The sequence below is a fragment of the Arthrobacter sp. NPDC092385 genome (assembly GCF_044755105.1).
Taxonomy (GTDB): Bacteria; Actinomycetota; Actinomycetes; order Actinomycetales; family Micrococcaceae; genus Arthrobacter_D.
Genome location: NZ_JBIVQL010000019.1, coordinates 1 through 18,781 on the forward strand (window position 1 = coordinate 1; position 18,781 = coordinate 18,781).

The following is an 18,781-nucleotide window of genomic DNA, read 5'->3' on the forward strand; positions in this document are numbered from 1 at the left end:
GCTGCTCCACCGACAACGAACTACGTGCATGCATAAAAATGCTCCCCGGGAGTCGAAACTGAATTTCTCAGTCCAACTTCCGGGGAGCAGTTCAGAATCCGTCCGGGCCCTTCTGTCAGGCGGTCAGGGCCGGGGGCCCCTTAGTGGCTGGCGATGGACTCGCGGTCCTTCGCTCCTGCGACCTCGCCATGGTGGTCGCCGTGGGAAGCGGCCAGTTCCTTCGGGGTCACGGGTGCGACGCGGTCCTCGAAGAAGAAACGCGAGACGCGTCCGTGGACCTTGTCGAGGCGGCTGATCTTGCCGTTCTCGTCCGGCTTCGGGACCATGACCTCGGGCGAGTTGAAGCTGACCAGCTTGTAGCGCTTGTAGTCGTCGACGGGCTCGTGGACCTCGATGAACTCGCCGTGCGGAAGCCGCACGATGCGTCCGGTCTCGCGACCGTGCAGGGCGATCTCACGGTCCTTGCGCTGCAGGGCAAGGGCGATGCGTCGCGTCACCATGAAGGCGATAATTGGCCCGAAGAACACCAGGAAGCGGAGCCAGTACGTGACGTCGTTCAGGGACACCAGGAAGTGCGTGGCGATGAGGTCCGAGCTTGCAGCAGCCCACAGCACGCAGTAGAACACGACGCCTGCGACGCCGATGGCAGTCCGGCTCGGGGCGTTCCGAGGGCGGTCGAGCAGGTGATGTTCGCGCTTGTCCTTCGTCACCCACGCCTCGATCCAGGGCCACGCGAACATCAGGGTGAAGACGATGATCGCGGGGACCAGTGCGGGGATCAGGACGTTCAGGGACAGGGTGTTGACGCCCCAGGGGAAGGGGATCTGGAATTCGAAGTCGAAGTTGGGGCCGAGGGTACCCGGCATCAGGCGCAGGGCACCGTCCACCCAGCCGATGTACCAGTCGGGCTGCGTGCCGGCCGACACCGGGGAGGGGTCGTACGGACCGTAGTTCCAGATCGGGTTGATGGTGAATGCAGCGGCGATCGCGGCGAGGACGCCGAACACGATGAAGAAGAATCCGCCTGCCTTGGCAGCGTAGACCGGACCGACGGGGTAGCCGACGACGTTCGTGTTGGTGCGGCCGGGGCCAGGGAACTGCGAGTGCTTGTGCAGCACGACCATGAACAGGTGGATGCCGATCAGCAGCAGGATCACTGCCGGGATCAGGAGGATATGCAGCACGTACAGGCGGCCGATGATCATGGTGCCGGGGAACTCTCCGCCGAAGAGGAAGAAGCTCAGGTAGGTGCCGACCACGGGGATGGCTTTCATGACGCCGTCGATGATGCGCAGTCCGTTTCCGGAGAGCAGGTCATCGGGGAGCGAGTAGCCGGTGAAGCCGGCAGCGAGGCTCAGGATGAGCAGGACACATCCGACCACCCAGTTGAATTCGCGGGGGCGACGGAACGCGCCGGTGAAGAACACGCGGAGCATGTGCACGGCCACCGACGCGGCGAAGAGGAGTGCCGCCCAGTGGTGGATCTGCCGCATGAACAGCCCGCCGCGGATGTCGAAGGAGATGTCCAGCGAGGATGCGTAGGCCACGGACATCTCGACGCCGCGCAGGGGCAGGTAGCTGCCCTCGTAGTGCGTCTCGGCCATGGACGGATCGTAGAAGAAGGTGAGGAAGGTACCGGAGATCAGCAGGATGACGAAGGTGTACAGTGCCACCTCACCGAACATGAAGGTCCAGTGGTCGGGGAAAATCTTGCGGCCGAACTCCTTGACGATCCCCGAGCCGCCGACTCGCGAGTCGACATAGTCGGTGACCTTGCCCACGCGCGTCTTCGGCACGTAGGTTTGCGTCGCAGTTGAGCTGCTCATGTCAGCCTCGCTCCCAGAAACTAGGTCCTACGGGTTCTTGGAAATCGCTCGACGCGACGAGGTAGCCCTCGTCGTCGACTTCGATGGGAAGCTGTGGCAGCGGCCGCGCAGCCGGTCCGAAGATGACCTTGCACTCTTGCTCGAGGTCGAAGGTGGACTGGTGGCAGGGGCACAGCAGGTGGTGGGTCAACTGTTCGTAGAGCGCTACCGGGCAGCCGACGTGCGTGCAGATCTTCGAGTACGCGACGATGCCGTCGTGGCCCCAGTTCTCCCGCCCGGGAGAGGGATTCAGTTCCTCGGGGTCGAGGCGCATCAGCAGCACGACCGCCTTCGCCTTCTCCTCGAGCTTGTTCTCGACCTCGTTGAGGCCTTCGGGGATGACGTGGAACGCCGAGCCGATCGTCACGTCCGAGGCCCGGATCGGCGTGCCGCTCGGATCACGCGTCAGGCGGACGCCCGCGTCCCACATGGTGTGCTTCAGCGAGTCACCAGGCAGGGGACCGAGGTCGCGGAAGATCGCGATCGCCGGCAGGGGAGCCAGCAGCGCGGCGCCCAGGAGCGTGTTGCGGATCAGCGGGCGGCGCTTGATGCCGGACTCGTCGAGGATGTCGTTGACGATCTTCTCCGCGTCCTGGCGATCGCGCTCGGGCCGGATCTCGTGGCGGCTCTCCGTGACCTCGTGGTCCGGCATGAGCGTCTTGGCCCAGTGGACGATACCCACGCCGATACCGAGCATCGCGAAAGCGGTGCCGAGCCCGAGCATCAGGTTCTGGAGGCGCAGGCGCTCAACCGTCTGGTCGAGGGGGACGAAGAAGTAGCCTGCGAAGAAGAGCAGGGTACCGAGGACGGAGATGATGAACAGCAGGGCGACCTGGCGTTCGGCGCGCTTCTCGGCGCGGCGGTCCCGGTCCGCGAGGCGCGGCCGGTGCGGCGGGAGGCCCGGGTTCTCGAACTCGTCCAGCTCCCGGCCAGGCGTAGCGACGGTCACCGAGGTTCCCGGAGCACCGTTACTAGAGTCGGCCATGATCCCTCTCATCCTTCTGTGGGTACTGCGTACGCAGGTTTGTCATTGATTCGTTCTCGAGGCGGGCGCGGATGGTCAGGAGGACCTTGACGTGAGCCACACGGTGAAGGCGATGACGACGCCCAGGCCGGCGACCCAGATGAAGAGCCCTTCGGACACCGGACCGAGCGAACCCAGTTCCGCTCCACCAGGGGAGCCCTGTTCCTCGATGGTCTTCAGGAACGCGATGATGTCCTGCTTGTCCTCCGGCGCGATGTTCGCGTCGTTGAACACGGGCATGTTCTGCGGTCCCGTGACCATGGCCTCGTAGATGTGCTTCTCACTCGTGCCGTCGATGGACGGAGCGAACTTGCCCTGCGTCAGGGCGCCGCCGGCCGCCGCAGCGTTGTGGCACATGGCGCAGTTCACGCGGAACAGCTCGCCACCGTGGGAGGGGTCGCCTTCCGATGCATCGAGGATCTCCTCGGAGGGGATGGCGGGACCGGCACCGAGGGACGCCACGTAGGCCGCCATCTGGCTGATCTGCTCGTCCGTGAACTGCACGGGCTTGGCCTGCGCCTGGGGCCCGTCCATCTGCATGGGCATGCGGCCCGTGCCGACCTGGAAGTCGACGGACGCGGCGCCGACTCCGACGAGCGACGGCGCCGCCTGGGACCCGGTGGCTCCCATGCCGTGGCAGGAGGCACAGTTGGCCGAGAAGAGCTTGCTGCCCTCTTCGACGTCGTCGGCGGTGAACGTGGTGGTCTGTGCCTGCGCCTCGTTCGCGGTGCTGGCTGCGGCGTAGATCCCGCCGGTGACAAGGAGCGCCATCAGGAGCAGTGCGAACGCTGCTAGTGGGTGACGCCGCCTCTGGGAGAGTGCCTTCACGGAGTGGTTCCTGCCTTTTGTGGTGCCAGAGCTGCTGGAGTTCTTCATTGAATTCTACCTCTAGTAGAAGAGATTACAGGAGGCAGTTACTGAAGGAAGTAGATGATGATGAACAGGCCGATCCAGACGACGTCGACGAAGTGCCAGTAGTACGAGACGACGATGGCCGACGTGGCTTCGAAGTGGCCGAAGCGGCGTGCGATGAATGCGCGGCCGATGATGAAGAGGAACGCGACGAGCCCGCCGATCACGTGGATCCCGTGGAATCCGGTGGTGATGTAGAAGGCGGAGCCGAACGCATTGGAGGACAGTGCGACGCCCTCGGAGACCAGCTCCGCGTACTCGTAGGCCTGCACCGAGACGAAGATCGCGCCCATGATGAAGGTCAGCAGGAACCACTCGACCATGCCCCAGCGGGCGAGGGAGAAGAGTCCGCCCGTCCTGCGCGGCTGCAGGCGTTCGGCGGCGAACACGCCGAACTGGCAGCTGAAGGAGCTCGACACCAGGATGACGGTGTTCACGAGCGCGAACGGGACGTTCAGCTTCTCGGTCTCCATGGCCCACATCTCGCTGGAGGTGGACCGCAGGGTGAAGTACATGGCAAAGAGGCCGGCGAAGAACATCAGCTCGCTGGACAGCCACACCACGGTTCCTACGGAGACCATGTTCGGGCGGTTGAGCGCGGGATGCGGGGCGGCGCTGGGGGCTTGGGTCGCAGATGTCACAGACTCATTATGTCCCCAAGATCATGGCGATCACCAACGCGAAACGGGCTCCCGGAGGGGTTCGCGAAGCGGTAGGGAGCCCCAACGCCCGTGATTACGCGGAAGTTCCCCGGGATGACTTTCTACAATTCGTAGATAATCTTGGACGGTGAGCCTGACAACGACCCCCGCCGCGGCGCAGCCCACCTGGCCGTCGATCTTCTCGTCCCTCCTGGCCGGCGATGATCTGACCACCGCGCAGAGCCGATGGGCGATGGACACGATCATGGCCGGAGAGGCCAGCCACGCGCAGATCGCGGGCTTCCTGATCGCGCTGCGCGGCAAGGGCGAGTCGGTGGATGAACTGGTCGGCCTCGTGGAGGCGATGCTCGGTCGGGCGCACCGCATCCAGGTCGCAGGACCCACTCTCGACATCGTCGGAACGGGTGGTGACGGCCTGAACACCCTCAACATCTCGACGATGTCCTCCCTCGTGGCCGTCGGGGCTGGCGCGAAGGTCGTCAAGCACGGCAACCGTGGTGCCTCGTCGGCCTCCGGTGCCGCCGATGTCATCGAGGAACTCGGTGTCCGGCTGGACCTCGCGCCGGCGGATGTGGCGAGGACGGCCGAGGAGGTCGGTATCACCTTCTGCTTCGCGCAGGTCTTCCACCCGTCGATGAAGCACGTGGCGGTGCCGCGCCGGGAACTCGGCGTGCCGACCGCCTTCAACTTCCTCGGCCCCCTGAGCAACCCGGCCGGCGTCACGGCGCAGGCGCTGGGGTGCGCGGACGCCAGGATGGCTCCCCTCATGGCGGGCGTCCTCGCCGCGCGGGGCATCCGCGCCCTCGTGTTCCGCGGTGACGACGGGCGGGACAAGCTCACCACCAGCGGATCCTCGACCGTCTGGGAAGTGCGCGGCGGCAAGGTGCAGGCATATGAGGTGCACCCCGGCGACTTCGGGCTCGACGTCGTACCGGTCGACGCCCTGCGGGGCACCGATGCCGCGGGTAACGCCGGCGTGGTGCGCGCGGTCCTGGCGGGCGGGACCGGCCCCGTGCGCGACGCCGTCGTGCTGAACGCGGCCGCGGGCCTGGTGGCGCTCGACGAAGGCTCGGAGGGTGGGCTCGTGGAGCGCGTCAGGTCCGCGATGGAACGCGCCCGGGCGTCGATCGATTCCGGCGCTGCGGCCGGGGTGCTCGAGCGGTGGGTGGAGGTCAGCCGGTCCCGCTGAGCCGCATCGCCGGCGCCTGCCGCGACCGTCGTACCATCCGGGCCGGGCCGGCAGCGCCACGCACCGGAGGGCGTGGCACGGTCAGCTGTCGAATCCCAGGGAGAACGCCGCGTCGAGGTCGTGCTGCGAGTACGAGCGGAAGGCGATCTGCGTCGTCGTCGAACGGATGCCCTCGATCTTCGACAGGCGGTCGGCGATGACGTCCGCGAGGTCCTCGTGGCGGCTGACGCGGGCGATGGCGATGAGGTCCCACTCGCCCGTCACCGAGTAGACCTCGCTGATGCCCTCGATCTCGGAGATGGCCTGCGCGCTCTCCGGGATGCGCGACGCGTCGGTCTGGATGAGGACGAATGCGGTGATCATGGCGTGCCTTTCGGGTGGGACGGGACCTCGGCCCCTACGCTACCGGCTCGGGGCGGGGGTGGTGGCGCCGCCGCCGGCCGACGAAGCGTGCCGCCGCGCGGGGTAGCAGGAGGAATGCGCCGAGGACCAGCAGGGTGACGATCTGGAAGCTGAGGGCCACGCCGGCCCCTGACAGGGCGCGCAGCGCGAGGCCGCCCGCCACGGTGACGACCCACAGGACGGTCCCGGTGGGCCAGGGCGCCGCGGGGGAGCGCCACGCACGCAGGGCGAGCGCCGCGACCGCATAGGCGAGGAGGAAGGGCCAGGCGGTCTCGAGGACACCCGGAACCGTGACCCCGTGCTCGTGGGTCCGACGGCCGGAGGCGGCGAACGCGAGCACGAGGACGACGTCGGCCGCGAGCCAGGCGACCGGTACGAGCGGCGCGCGGACCCGGGACGGTCCCCCCAGCAAGGAGTCGTCAGCGGTGCGGTGGGCCATGGCACCAGCCTAGTGGTTGTCGTCGTGGCGGCCGTGAACTAGATTCGGGCAACCGTCCGCACTGCGGTGCGGCCTGAGCGAAGGGCACTTTCGATGGGATCGATCACTCCATGCCTCTGGTTCGACGGCGACGCGGAGGAAGCGGCCGAGCTGTACACCTCGGTGGTCAGGAACTCCGGCATCCTGAACGTCTCGCGTGCAGGGCAGGGTGCGGCTGCTCCGGCCCTGACGGTGTCCTTCGACCTCGACGGCCAGTCGTTCGTGGCCCTCAACGGCGGCCCCCAGTTCTCCTTCACGGAGGCCGTCTCCTTCCAGATCTCCTGCGGTGACCAGGCGGAGGTCGACCGCTACTGGTCCGCGCTGACCGCCGACGGCGGCGAGGAGAGCAGGTGCGGCTGGCTCAAGGACCGGTTCGGGCTGTCGTGGCAGATCATCCCAACGGCACTGCCCAGCCTGATCGGCGGCGACGACGCCGAGGGCGCACAGCGTGCCATGGCGGCCATGCTCGGCATGCAGAAGCTCGACATCGCCGCCCTCGAGGCCGCCTACCGCGGCGACTGACGCGGACTGCCCCCGTCGGCGCAGGACGATCGCCCGCGGGGTCGGCGCGGCCGCGCCTGCCGGGCGGGCCACCGCCCCTCGAGGGTCCGCTCCGGGCGATCCCGTCAGGGGAGCCGGCCGGGCCGGAGCACCGTGGCATTATGCGCCCGGGCCGCGTCCAGCGGGATCGGACTCACGAGGACCGCGGGTCCGCGGTGCAGCCTGCCACTGCCCAGCGGCCGGCAGCGCAGGCCACCCCTGCCGCGCATCGCCCTGTGCGCCCCGGGCGCCAGGACCCGGTCCATCCAGGCGCAGGGGTGGGCATGCCGGCCCCCGTGGAACGCGACCGTCCCGCCCGCCGACTCGAGGACGAAGTCGTGCCCGATGAGCGGGACGAGTTCGGCTCCCCGGAGGACCACGTTGCGGCGCGGCAGGAGCGGATCGAAGGGGCCGGACCCGAGGTCCGCCGCGATGGCCTCGAGGGATTCGATGGCGAACAGCGTCACTGCGGCATCCATGTGGGCCGCTTTCCCGAAGAACCGGTCACCCACGATCCCCTTGCCGGCCACGACCTCGACGCTGTCCGCGTCGGTGGTCGCCACGTCGGCGGCACCGTCGCGCGCCCGCCCGAAGTAGGCATGGGCACCGGACACCAGCAGGTGCAGGATCTCGACGTCGTACCGGAATTCTTGCGTCATACCCCCACGCTATCGGTCGTCGTCGCGGCCCCGGTCCCGCTATCCGTTCCCGGGTAGCGGCTCGCGCTCGCCGTACACCGCCCAGTGCCCGAGGGAGCGTGCCTTGTAGATGGCCGGGTTGTGCGAGGAGATGGTCCTCGCGTTGCGCCAGTGCCTGTCGAGGGACCTGGCCGTCGACGTCGCTGATGCCCCGCCGACCTCGAAGAGGTGGGTGGCTGCACGCAGCGACTGCTCGACGGCGACCAGCTGGGCCTGGCTCACCGCCACCTCCGCGAGATCGACCGCCGCCTTCGCCAGGTCGGGCTGCCTGCCGGCGGACTCCTTCGCGTCGCGTCCATCCTCCAGCCGGGCTGCCTCGAGCCGGTGGTACGCGGCATCCAGGGCGTCGGCGGCGGCGAGCACCACGGCGTCGGCGGCGAACGCGGACGCCGACAGCTCACCGAGGACCTGGAGCACCTGCGGGTCCTCCCGTGGAGTCGGCGTCGTCGCGTTGACGTAGGACCTCGTCCGCGGACGGACGAAGGCGGCGGCGTCCGCAGCGGCCGCCCGCGCGATACCCGCCAGGGATGCGACGAGCACGAGCTGGAAGAACGCATGGACGTGGCTCGGGGCGTCGGGCGAGTAGGCACGCACGTTCTGCGGGTCGACGCGCACGTCGGTGAAGTGGGTCGTGCCGCTGCCGGTGAGCCGCTGGCCGAACCCGTCCCAGTCGTCGATCCTGTCGACACCGGGCGCGGTGGCCCGGACGGCATACCCGACGCGCTCGCCGTCGTGCACGGCGCTGCCGGCTATCCAGTCCGCGTAGAGGCTGCCCGTGCTGTAGTACTTCGTCCCCGTGAGCGTCAGCGTGCCGTCCGCTGCCTGCGACGCCAGCGACGTGCGGATGTCCCGGAGGGACGTACCCGTCAGTTCGCTCGAGGCGTTGCCGATCATCGCCCCGGCCGCGATGTCGAGGAGCCAGCGGTCGCGGTGGGCCGACGGCGGCTGCAGGAGCGTCCCCTCGACGTAGGCGAAATGGCCGCGCCACAGCTGCGCCAGGTTCGAGTCCGCCGCGGCGAGCTCGGTCAGGAGGAGGAAGAGCTGGCGGAGGCTGGCGCCGGATCCCCCGTACGCGGCGGGGACGCGCAGGGCTCCGAAGCCTGCTTCCTTGAGCGCCTCCACCTCGGCGAAGGGAAGCACCCGCTCCTGCTCCCGCCGGGCGGCGCCGTCGGCCACGGCGGAGAAGATCGGGCGGAACCTCTCGAGGAGCGCCGCCGTGCGCGGCGGATCGGAGGGGACATCGTGGGGGAGGGCGGGCACGGCACTGCCGGTCCGGATCTCCCGGGTGGTCGTCGTGGACACGGGGACTCCTAGGCGAAGGACGGGGTGGCGGTCTCGACGCCGAGCGCGTCGAGGGTGCGTGCATCCGGACCGAGATGGGCACCGTTGCGGTACCGGGCGCCGACGTGCTCGTCGAAGAGCCTGGTGTTGCCCGGGCCGAACAGCCGTTCGCGGAGCGTCGACTCCTCGTATGACGTGCGGTACCGGCCGCGCTTCTGCAGTTCGGGGACCACGAGTTCGACGAAGTCCTCCGCCGTCCCCGGTGTGAGGAACTGCCGCAGGTTGAACCCGTCGAGGTCGGTACCCTCGACCCACCGCTCGATCTCGTCCGCGACCTCGGTCGGCGTACCGATGGCGACGAACGGCCCACGGTCGAACCTCGTGATGCGCTCCAGTGCCTGCCCGACGGTGGTACCCGCCGGGTGCCGCCGGTTGCTCGGCTGCCTGTCCCGGCCGGGGCGGTTCTCGCGCGCCAGGATGTCGTCGATCACCTCGTCCGGCCGGTAGGCGGCGAGGTCGATCCCGCCTCCGCCGGCATGCGCGAGATAGCCCTCTGCGCTAGAGAGGCGGCGGTACTCGTCCGCCTTGCGCTGCGCTTCCTTGTGCGTCCTGCCGACGATGACGACGGCCCCGGCGAAGGCCTTGATGTGGTCGGCCTTCCGCCCGTTGTCGACCGCCAGGCGGCGGAGGTCCTGGACGTTCTCACGGTAGGCCGCGGCGTCGCGCCCGCCGACGAAGACTCCCTCGGCGTGCTTCGCCGCGAACGCCTTTCCCGCCGTCGAGCTGCCGGCCTGGAAGAGGACCGGCGTGCGCTGGAGGGACGGCGCGCTGAGGTGCGGACCGGCGACCGAGAAGTTCCGGCCGCGGTGGTTGATGTAGCGGACCTTGGACGGATCGGTGTAGACCCGACGCTCGCGGTCCTCGACCACGGCGTCGTCGTCCCAGGATCCCTCCCACAGCTTGTACAGCACGTCGAGGTACTCGTCCGCGATGGCGTACCGCTGGTCGTGCTCCACCTCGTCGGCCAGCCCGAAGTTCCGGGCGGCGTTGGGCAGGTACGAGGTGACGATGTTCCACCCGAAACGGCCCTTCGTCAGGTGGTCGAGCGTCGAGGCCCTGCGGGCGAACGCGAACGGCGGCTCGTAGGTCGTGGAGAAGGTGGCCGCGAACCCCAGGTGCTTCGTCGCAGCAGCCATCGCCGGGATGATCAGCAGGGGGTCGTTGCTCGGGATCTGCACGGCTTCCCGCAGTGCTGTCTCGGGGCCGTTGCGGTAGCCGTCGTACGTCCCGATCACATCCGCGAGGAAGACGCTGTCGAAGAGCCCGGCCTCGAGCAGCTTCGCGGTCTCGACCCAGAAGTCGAGGTCGTTGAACCGGTGCCGGTTGTTCTCCGGGTGGACCCAGAGGCCGTGGGAGATGTGTCCCACGCAGTTCATCTCGAAGAGGTTGAAGGCGATCTGGCGGGTCATGGGTGCACCTGGTCCTTCCGGAAGGCGGGGAGTTCGGGGATGGCGTTGATGAGCTGCCGCGTGTACTCGTGGCGGGGGTCGTCGAAGACGTCGTCCACCGGACCGTGGTCGAGGACCGCGCCGTCCTTCAGAACGAGCACGTCGCGGCTGACGTGCTGGATGACGCCGAGGTCGTGGGAGATGAAGAGGTAGCTGAGCCCGAAGCGCTGCTGCAGGTCCGTGAGGAGGTCCAGGATGCGGGCCTGCACGGAGACGTCCAGAGCGGAGACGGGCTCGTCGCAGATGATGATCTCCGGATCGGCGGCGAGCGCCCGCGCGATGGCGACGCGCTGTCGCTGGCCTCCGGAGAGGTCGAGTGGACGGCTCCGCGCCCTGTCCGCCGGCAGGCCCACCAGGTCCAGCAGTTCGAGGACCCGGCCCGCCCGCGCGGCCCGGGGAGTACCGGCGGCGGCGACGGCCTGTCCGATGACCTGGCGCACCGTCTTCCGGGGGTCGAACGAGTGCAGCGGGTCCTGGTAGATCATCTGCACCGATCGTCGGGCCGACAGGTCCCTCGATGCCCGGTGCTCGTCCCAGGAGCGACCGTGCACACGGACGGAACCGGCGTCCGCCGCTTCGACGCCGAGGGTGATGCGGGCCACGGTGCTCTTGCCCGACCCCGACTCGCCGACGATCCCCAGGGTGCTGCCCGTGTGGAGTGCGAAGGAGACGCCGTCGACGGCCGTGCGGCGGGTGCCATCCGGTGTCGGGTAGCTCTTGGTGATCCCCTCGACCGTCAGCAGTGCCGCCGGAGGCACATCGCCGGCTGCACCGGTGGTCGCAACCGTGGTCGCACCGGTGGTCGCGCCGGGTGCTGGGCCCGAGACGCGGCCTGACGCCGTCGAATCCGCGCGCACTGCTGCCGGACCGCCCGTCAGCCGGGATCCGCGGGACGCCCTCGACGGGATGGCAGCCAGCAACCCCTGCGTGTAGGGGTGCCGGGGGTCCTGCAGGATCGCCTGGACGCTGCCCTCCTCGACGATGACGCCGTTCCGCATCACCGCGACGCGGTCGGCCAGGTCCGCGACGACGGCGAGGTCGTGGCTGACCACGAGCATCCCTGTCCTCGCGTCCTTGAGGCCGCCGAGCAGGCGCAGGACCTGCGCCGCGATCGTGGCGTCCAGCGCCGTCGTCGGCTCGTCAGCGATGAGGAACCCCGGGTCCGCCGCGATCGCGGACGCGATGAGTGCCCGCTGGCGGAGGCCGCCGGACAGCTGGTGCGGGTACTGGCTCGCGCGGACCTCCGGGTCCGGAACGCCGACAGAGGCGAGGAGATCGACGACGCGCTCGCGGCGTGCCGCACGGTCCAGCTCGGTGTGCAGGCGGAGCACCTCACCCACCTCGTTCCCGACGGTCCGCAGCGAGTCCAGCGATGAGAGCGCGTCCTGGAGGATGAATCCGGCCTCGGTGCCCCGGACGCGGGTCCACTGGCGTTCGCCCCAGCCGGACGCGTCCTGGCCGTTGAAGCGCTGGGATCGGGACCGTACGTGCGCTCCGGGTCCCGTCAGTCCCACCAGGGTCCTGGCGGTCACCGACTTGCCGGACCCCGATTCGCCGACGAGAGCCAGGCACTCGCCCGGCCGGATGGACAGGGTCACGTCCCGGACGACTTCCCGCCGGTGGCTGCCGCGGCCGAATTCGACCGTGAGGCCCTCGAGTTCGACGACGGGCCCAGCGGCCGGCGACGGCGCGGGCTGGTGGGTGAGGGCAGGCGCGGGGCTCATGCGATCCTCCCTTCGGCGCGGCGCCTGAGCTCGCGGCCGATGACGGTGATGGACAGGACGGTGGCGACGAGGAACGCCGCGGGGAAGGTGATCATCCAGGGTGCGTTCGAGATGAAGTTGCGGCCGGCCGAGAGCATCGCCCCCCATTCGGGTGCAGGGGGAGGGGTGCCGAGTCCCAGGAAGCTCAGGGAGGCGCCGGCGCCGATGGCCGATCCGACGCCGATCGTGGCCAGGACCAGCACGGGCTTGATGACGTTCGGCACGATGTGCGTGAGGAGGACCCGCCAGGCGGGCAGCCCCAGCGTGCGCGCGGCCTCGACGTAGCCGGACCGCCTGACCAGGTGTGTCTGCGCCCTCGTGATGCGGGCGTAGTAGGCAATGCTCCCGGCGCCGATGGCGAGGATGGCGTTCTCGGTGCCGCCACCGATGATGCCGATGACCACCAGTGCGAGCAGGATCTCCGGGATGGCCAGGGTGACGTCGAGGAACCTCATCACGGAGGCCTCGACCAGGCGTCCGTTGAGGCCGGCGAGGAGGCCGATCGCCGTGCCGCCGAGGACCCCGATCGCCGTCGCGCCGATGCCGATGTACAGGGAGGTGGCGGCACCGTGGACGATGCGCGTGTAGTTGTCGGCGCCGGAATCGTCCGTGCCGAACCAGGCCGCGGCACTCGGCGCCTCGAAGCTTCTGGCCGGATTCACCGCGTAGGGATCGCCCGGGGCGAGAAGGCCGGGCACCAGGACCGAGGCCGCCAGCCACAGGAGGAAGGCGGAGGCCAGCAGGATGCCCGGGCGGATGCGGAGCCGGCGTCGTGCCCGCGGTGTCCGGCCTGGCGTGCCCGCCGGTGACACCGGGGGACCGCCCAGGGGGGTGGCGAGGGTTGCGACGGCGGGTGGGGCGGTGCGGGAGGCGATGCTCATGCTGTCACCACTTTCGGATCGATGAGCGTGTAGAGGAGGTCGATCACCAGGTTGACGACCACGTAGACCGCGGCCGAGAGGAGCACGATCCCGATGATGACGGGCAGGTCCTTGTTGTAGACCGAGGCCAGCGTGAGCGAACCGATGCCCTGCCGGCTGAAGAGGGTCTCGACGACGACCGACCCGCCGAGGAGCGCCGCGACGACGAAGCCCGACATGGTCATGACGGGGATGGCGGCGTGCCGCAGCGCATGGCGGATCCGCACCGGGAGGTCCCGCATGCCGCGGGACCGTGCCGTCAGGATGAACGGCTGCTCCAGGACGTCCTCGAGTTCGTTCCGCAGGACCTGGGACAGGGTCCCGAAGATCGCGAGGGCGAGCGTGAGTGCCGGGAGGACCAGGGCCGCCGTCCCCTGGTTGCCGCCGATGGGGAACCATCGGAGCGTGAAGGAGAAGACGATCAGCAGGGCGAAGCCGATGATGAAGGTCGGCGTCGCCGCGAACACCACCTCGATACCGGAGACGATCGACCGGATCCAGTTCGCACGCTGCGCCGAGAGGACGGCGACCGCGAAGGTCAGGGGCAGGGCGATTCCGACGGCGGCGCCTGCGAGCGCCGCCGTCGCACCGATCTGCTGGCCGATGGCTTCCGTCACCGGCAGGCGCAGGCGGTAGGACTGCCCCAGGTCCCCCTGCAGCAGGTTCCCGAGATAGCTGCCGTACTGGACGATGAACGGCTGGTCGAGCAGGTAGTCGGCGCGGACCTGCGCCAGGGTCTCGGCGGTGGGCCGTGCGTCGGGACCGCCGAGGATCAGCAGGGCGGTGTCACCCGGGATCAGGTAGACCGCGAGGAACGTCAGCGTGGCGGCGCCCCAGAGGACCCCGATCCCGACGGCCAGGCGTGTGAGGATGCGCCGGAGGACGGCCACCTACTCCGCCTTCCAGGCGTAGGTCAGCACGGGCACGGGGTGGGAGGTGTCCACCGCGACGTCCTGGACGGTGTTGGCGTAGGCGAACTGGCTCGGGTTCTCGTAGAGCGGGACGCCCGGGACGATCTCGAGCAGCCGGTGCTGGGCCTTGGAGTAGGCCTCGGCCGCCTCGGGGCCGTCACTGGCTTCACGGGCCGTCAGGAGCAGTTCGTCCAGGGCCGGATCGTCGACGTAGGACGAGTTCTGCCCGATCCGCTCCCCGGTGATCTCCGAGGAGTGGTACCGGATGAAGAGGACGTCGGTCGTGTTCGTGTGCCATACGCCCGCCAGCGCGTCGTAGTCCCCGGCGTAGCGCCGCTCGGTGAGCTGGGCCTGCGGGAGCTGGATGATCTGGAGGTCGAAGCCGGCCTTCCTGGCTTCTCCCTGCAGCTGGACCAGCAGGGGGCTCGGCGTCGAACTCTCCACCGCCGGCACCTCGACCACGAGGCGCTGACCGTCCTTGGTACGGAACCCCTCGCTGTCACGCGTGGACCAGCCGGCGTCGTCCAGCAGCTTGTTCGCCCGCTCGGGATCGTAGGTGAGCGTTCCCTCGACCGAAGGGTCGTAGTACTTGCTCTCCTTCGACAGGAAGCTGTCGATCGGGGTGTAGGTGTCGAAGCCGAGGCTGTCGGTGACGGCCTTCGTGTCCACGGACGCGGCGAATGCCTGGCGGACCGCGAGATCGTTGAAGGGTGCGCGGTTGAGGTTGAAGCTCAGGACGTACGGGCTGCCCGTCCGTGGCAGGTTCTCGTACGTGAAGTTCGAATCCGCCTGGACCGCGGATGCGTTCTGCGGTGCGAGGTTCTCGGTGAGGTCGTACTGGCCCGAGACGAGCGACTGGTGCCGGATGACCGGCTCGCTGACCAGGGTGACCTCCACGCCGTCGAGGTGTGCCTCGCCGTCGCCCTCGAGCCACTCCGGCGCCCAGTCGTAGCCGGCGCGCTTGGTGTAGCTGATGCTCTGGCCGGGCTTGTAGTCCGCGACCGTGAACGGCCCGGTGCCGATCGGGTTCTGGCAGAGCGTCTCGGGGGCTTCGGTGATCGCCTTGCCCGAGTTCATGCCGAGCCACGACTGCGCCAGGGTGTAGAGGAAGGGCGTGTAGGGGTACTCGAGGTGGGCTTCGAAGGTGTACTCGTCGATGACGGTGCCGTCCACGTACGGGGCGATGTACGCAGCCGCGAGGGGGGACTTCGTGGCCGGATCCCGCATGTGCTCCAGGTTCTGGCCCAGCACCTCGGCGTTCCAGGGCGAGCCGTCACTGAAGGTCACTCCCTCCTTGAGGTGGAACGTGTAGGTCTTGCCGTCCTCCGAGATGTCCCAGGATTCAGCGAGGTAGGGAGCGATCTCCCCGTTCTCGTCGAGCGTCACGATGTTGTCGTAGATCAGCCGGCCGAGGAATTGCTGCTGTGTGGCAGAGATCCCGTGGCCGTCGAGGCAGCCGGGTTCGGCCGAGATCGACACGTTCAGGATGCCGCCGTCCACCGGCTCGTCACCGGCCACCGAGGAGGGACCGGCCGGACCGGCGCAGCCGCTGACAAGGGACACCAGGGCGACGGCCGACAATGCGGTGAAGCTGCGGAATCGGCGGCGATCTCGGGCAGGACGAATTACGGATGCATTCATGGAGAATTCCTTGGAAGGGGTCCGGCACCGCGCACAGCGGAATTCACCGGAAAAGGGGATGAAGAGCAACAGGATGCGCAGGACGCGCAGGGTCTGCTAGGGGAGGGGGAGGGCGCTACAACTCACGGGGAGTGCCTTTCGAAGTGCTCTTGCCCGCGCCGGACCAGCACGAAGTGCCAAGGCGGAGGCCGCTTCGTCATCCGAACCACCCAGGAACATGGGGTTGGTGCGCGGCCTAGTCGGAGCTTGGCGGCCGCATCTCTTGAAGCTGAATTCACTATAGGCAGAGAATCCGGCAGTCGCGCCAATAAGAAGTAATATGACCGGGTATTGCGATATCGCCCCATCAGGCAGCGGATCCGATGCCGAACAGGGATCCCGCCTTCCGCTCAGAAAGGCATTCGATGATCGCTGCCCGTACCCCGGCTTCGCCCTGGACCACCGGCTCCTGGCGTAACCCGCCGGAGGACGCCGTGGTGGAAGGCGGCCACCTGCGCGTGACGGCCGTGGAGGGAAGCGACGCCTGGCGGCGGACGTCGTACGGTTTCGTCCACGACAGCGCTCACGCCCTGCTGGCACCCTTCCCCCAGGACACCGCTCTCGACGTCTCGTTCCTGCTCGACTACCGGGAGCAGTTCGACCAGGCCGGCATCTACCTGCACAGCAGTGCGGAGCACTGGATCAAGGCCGGAGTGGAGGTGTCCGACGGCGTTCCCCAGGTGGGTGCCGTGGTGACTGATCGTGTATCCGACTGGTCGGTCGCCCCGGTGCCCGAGTGGGGTGGGCAGGAGGTGACGGTGCGCATGAGCAGGAGCGGCGATGCCGTCACGATCCGCGCTCGCAGGTCAGGGGAGGCGTTCCGCCTCGTCCGCGTCGTGCCACTCGAACCCGGCCTGGAGGTCTCGGCGGGGCCGTATTGCTGCTCGCCCACGCGAGCGGGCCTGACAGTGACCTTCACCGGCTGGGCACAGGGGGAAGCGGACGCTGCGCTGCACGGGTAGGGGAGTCGCTGCCGCCGCCGGCCTGTGCATCAGCCGATGACGACGGCGCCGTCGTCATCGATCCGCCAGGTGGGCAGTCGCTCGGACGAACGAGTCAGGATGAGGTGGTTTTCCATGGAGCTCTCGGCGGGCGGCCGGACAGGCCTGGCCGGAGCGGCGGTGGTCGGGGTCGCCTTCGGGATGGCCCGCTACGCCTACGGCCTGACGCTGCCCGGCATCCGGCAGGACCTGGGGCTCTCCGAGCTGGTGCTCGGCCTCATCGCCAGTGCGACGTTCGCAGGCTACCTGGCCGGCCTGCTGCTCGCCGGGCCGCTGGCTGCTCGCCGCGGTTCGCGCGCTCCGACAACTGTGGGTGGAGCATGTGGCGCCCTGGGAGCGGTGCTCGTGACACTTGCGCAGTCCCCGTGGCTGCTCGCGGCCGGTGTCGTCCTGGCCGGCAGCGCGGGGGGCTGGGTCTGGGCGCCCTACTCCGACATCGTGACCCGTGCGGTGCCCCTGCAACACCGGTCACGGACGTTGGCGATCATCACGACCGGCACCGGCGGTGGACTGGTTCTCCTGGGTGGCCTGGCCGTCCTTGCAGCACTGGGCTCATGGCGCCTGGTCTGGGCCGGTATCGCTCTTGCCGCGGTGGCAGCCGCGATCCTGAACCTCCGCCTCGTGTCGCCGACCCGTCCGGATCCGCGCCCGGACGGACCGCACGGTGTCTCCTCACTGGCGAAGGCGCTGCGGGTACCCGCCGCCTACTCCGTCGTCTACTTCGCCGTCGTCGTCATCTACTTCACCTACGCAGCGGACACCCTGGCCAGCGGCGACCTCCCCGCTCTTGCCGTCCCGGCACTCTACGCAGCTATCGGCCTCACCGGCGCGGCGGGCCTGGCGACCGAAGCCGCAGTGCAGCGGATGGGCGCCTCGCGGGTCGCCGCCCTCTGCCTCGTCACGGTCGCTGCAGCACTGGCACTCCTCGGCCTGGCCAGTGACTCCCTGACCGCGACGGCAGTCTCAGCGTGCATCTTCGGTGTCGGATACATGGCAGGATCGGCGGTCCTCGCCGTCTGGACCGCCGAGCTGGTGCCCGACCGCGCAGGCGCAGCATTCACGGCCTGCCTTGTCGTCGGAGCCATCAGTTCGGTCGCAGCGCCGGCCCTTGCCGGCGCCGTGATCCCCGGCCTGGGCCTCGGACCCCTGCTCGTCCTGACCGCCGCGGTGTCACTGCTCAGCGGGATCGCGCTGATGCTGCGTGACTCGACAGCGGCGGCCGTCGGCAGGACCAGGCCGTAGTTCCAGGAACCCTGCTCGTCGTCGGAGTGCGCACCCGCCCTCGGAACACGCCGTGTCGCTAGCCCGGAACAGAAGTCCCGGCCGAGGCGGGTCCCGGCGGGGACTTCTGCAACGTGCCGTGGGGCGGGTGAGAGGAGGGCCTATGTGTTCCTCACTTCCTCGGCGTCCTCCGTGGCGACGGCGCCGGCTGCGGCGAGGGCGACGCCGAGCACCAGGTGCGCCCAGCTGGTGGCCGCATTGGTGGAGAAGATGTTGGCGACCATCTCGGCGTTCGCGAAGAGGCCGTAGATCCAGAGGACGAGGAAGAACGCGCCTGCGCCGACGAGGTAGGCGCGTGCTTCGATCGGCAGCCGGGACAGGAGGAGTCCCGTTGCACCTACGAGGGCGTAGATGACGCTGAGGAGGACGCTGGTCTGGAAGATGCCGAGGAACAGCGCGGACGAGTTGGCGGCGAACGCCAGGGTGCCGTAGTCCGTGGTGATCCCGGGGATGAGGCTGAGTGCCCCGATCAGGAGCAGCAGCCCGCCCGCGACAAGGGCGAGCGTGGATGCCGAGGCCCGGGAGCGGGTGTGTGCGCTCTTGGGATGAAGGGCGGAGGAGGACATGACCGTTTCCTTTCGTGGATTGTTGCGATGTGGGGAAGCATCACCACTCGTCGGGAGGACCGGGCATCTGGCAGCGCTCGGGGGTGGCGTCCGTACGGTG

18 protein-coding genes and 1 riboswitch are annotated in these 18,781 nt (G+C 69.0%); of the genes, 4 read left to right on the forward strand and 14 right to left on the reverse strand.

Annotated elements, in window-relative coordinates; all coding sequences use genetic code 11:
- Window positions 1–140: 140 nt before the first annotated feature.
- The 4 genes from ACIQCY_RS16660 to ACIQCY_RS16675 form a co-directional block, all read right to left on the reverse strand.
- The gene (locus ACIQCY_RS16660) at window positions 141–1,826 is read right to left on the reverse strand and encodes a cytochrome bc complex cytochrome b subunit (protein ID WP_400484973.1); all 1,686 of its coding nucleotides are present in this window, start codon (window positions 1,824–1,826) and stop codon (window positions 141–143) included.
- A gap of 1 nt (window position 1,827) precedes the next feature.
- Window positions 1,828–2,850, reverse strand: coding sequence for a Rieske 2Fe-2S domain-containing protein (locus tag ACIQCY_RS16665; RefSeq protein WP_400484974.1), 1,023 nt, complete (start codon window positions 2,848–2,850; stop codon window positions 1,828–1,830).
- A gap of 75 nt (window positions 2,851–2,925) precedes the next feature.
- On the reverse strand, window positions 2,926–3,717 hold the full coding sequence (locus tag ACIQCY_RS16670; protein ID WP_400485025.1) for a c-type cytochrome: 792 nt from the start codon (window positions 3,715–3,717) through the stop codon (window positions 2,926–2,928).
- Window positions 3,718–3,803: 86 nt separating this feature from the next.
- Complete coding sequence (locus tag ACIQCY_RS16675) at window positions 3,804–4,442, reverse strand: heme-copper oxidase subunit III (RefSeq protein WP_400484975.1); 639 nt, start codon at window positions 4,440–4,442, stop codon at window positions 3,804–3,806.
- Window positions 4,443–4,590: 148 nt separating this feature from the next.
- Here ACIQCY_RS16675 and trpD point away from each other — a divergent pair, with 148 nt between their 5' ends.
- Window positions 4,591–5,652: an anthranilate phosphoribosyltransferase gene (trpD, locus tag ACIQCY_RS16680; RefSeq protein WP_400484976.1), complete on the forward strand. Its 1,062-nt coding sequence runs from the start codon at window positions 4,591–4,593 to the stop codon at window positions 5,650–5,652.
- 81 nt (window positions 5,653–5,733) lie between these two features.
- Here the strand turns inward: trpD and ACIQCY_RS16685 are convergent, their stop codons facing one another.
- A complete protein-coding gene (locus tag ACIQCY_RS16685) occupies window positions 5,734–6,015 on the reverse strand; it encodes an Lrp/AsnC family transcriptional regulator (RefSeq protein ID WP_055771154.1) in 282 nt (93 codons plus the stop codon).
- Between the two features lie 34 nt (window positions 6,016–6,049).
- Window positions 6,050–6,493: a DUF3054 domain-containing protein gene (locus ACIQCY_RS16690; protein ID WP_400484977.1), complete on the reverse strand. Its 444-nt coding sequence runs from the start codon at window positions 6,491–6,493 to the stop codon at window positions 6,050–6,052.
- 93 nt (window positions 6,494–6,586) lie between these two features.
- Here ACIQCY_RS16690 and ACIQCY_RS16695 point away from each other — a divergent pair, with 93 nt between their 5' ends.
- Window positions 6,587–7,054, forward strand: a complete 468-nt coding sequence (locus tag ACIQCY_RS16695; protein WP_400484978.1) for a VOC family protein — start codon at window positions 6,587–6,589, stop codon at window positions 7,052–7,054.
- A gap of 104 nt (window positions 7,055–7,158) precedes the next feature.
- On the opposite strand, the gene ACIQCY_RS16700 is transcribed toward ACIQCY_RS16695, so the two are convergent.
- From ACIQCY_RS16700 to ACIQCY_RS16730, 7 genes are read right to left on the reverse strand one after another with little or no spacing between them, the layout of a single operon-like run.
- Window positions 7,159–7,731 (reverse strand): MOSC domain-containing protein, encoded by a 573-nt coding sequence (locus ACIQCY_RS16700; protein ID WP_400484979.1) that lies wholly within the window; start codon window positions 7,729–7,731, stop codon window positions 7,159–7,161.
- A gap of 39 nt (window positions 7,732–7,770) precedes the next feature.
- Window positions 7,771–9,072, reverse strand: coding sequence for an acyl-CoA dehydrogenase family protein (locus ACIQCY_RS16705; protein WP_400484980.1), 1,302 nt, complete (start codon window positions 9,070–9,072; stop codon window positions 7,771–7,773).
- An 8-nt stretch (window positions 9,073–9,080) separates the two neighbouring features.
- The gene (locus ACIQCY_RS16710; RefSeq protein WP_400484981.1) at window positions 9,081–10,520 is read right to left on the reverse strand and encodes an LLM class flavin-dependent oxidoreductase; all 1,440 of its coding nucleotides are present in this window, start codon (window positions 10,518–10,520) and stop codon (window positions 9,081–9,083) included.
- Window positions 10,517–12,283, reverse strand: a complete 1,767-nt coding sequence (locus ACIQCY_RS16715) for a dipeptide ABC transporter ATP-binding protein (RefSeq protein WP_400484982.1) — start codon at window positions 12,281–12,283, stop codon at window positions 10,517–10,519. The genes ACIQCY_RS16710 and ACIQCY_RS16715 overlap by 4 nt, the downstream gene beginning before the upstream one ends.
- Window positions 12,280–13,203 carry an ABC transporter permease gene (locus ACIQCY_RS16720; protein WP_400484983.1) on the reverse strand — a complete coding sequence of 308 codons (924 nt, stop codon included), beginning with the start codon at window positions 13,201–13,203 and terminating at the stop codon, window positions 12,280–12,282. The genes ACIQCY_RS16715 and ACIQCY_RS16720 overlap by 4 nt, the downstream gene beginning before the upstream one ends.
- Window positions 13,200–14,132 (reverse strand): ABC transporter permease, encoded by a 933-nt coding sequence (locus ACIQCY_RS16725; RefSeq protein WP_400484984.1) that lies wholly within the window; start codon window positions 14,130–14,132, stop codon window positions 13,200–13,202. Before ACIQCY_RS16725 ends, ACIQCY_RS16720 begins: the two co-directional genes overlap by 4 nt.
- Entirely contained in the window at window positions 14,133–15,794 is a 1,662-nt protein-coding gene (locus ACIQCY_RS16730) for an ABC transporter substrate-binding protein (protein ID WP_400484985.1), read from the reverse strand.
- 140 nt (window positions 15,795–15,934) lie between these two features.
- Window positions 15,935–16,062, reverse strand: a riboswitch (SAM riboswitch).
- A gap of 136 nt (window positions 16,063–16,198) precedes the next feature.
- Between ACIQCY_RS16730 and ACIQCY_RS16735 the strand changes: the two genes are divergently transcribed.
- Window positions 16,199–16,795 (forward strand): DUF1349 domain-containing protein, encoded by a 597-nt coding sequence (locus ACIQCY_RS16735; protein WP_400484986.1) that lies wholly within the window; start codon window positions 16,199–16,201, stop codon window positions 16,793–16,795.
- 99 nt (window positions 16,796–16,894) lie between these two features.
- Window positions 16,895–18,076, forward strand: a complete 1,182-nt coding sequence (locus ACIQCY_RS16740) for an MFS transporter (protein ID WP_400484987.1) — start codon at window positions 16,895–16,897, stop codon at window positions 18,074–18,076.
- A gap of 140 nt (window positions 18,077–18,216) precedes the next feature.
- On the opposite strand, the gene ACIQCY_RS16745 is transcribed toward ACIQCY_RS16740, so the two are convergent.
- Window positions 18,217–18,681: a DUF4383 domain-containing protein gene (locus ACIQCY_RS16745; RefSeq protein WP_400484988.1), complete on the reverse strand. Its 465-nt coding sequence runs from the start codon at window positions 18,679–18,681 to the stop codon at window positions 18,217–18,219.
- Between the last annotated feature and the right edge of the window lie 100 nt (window positions 18,682–18,781).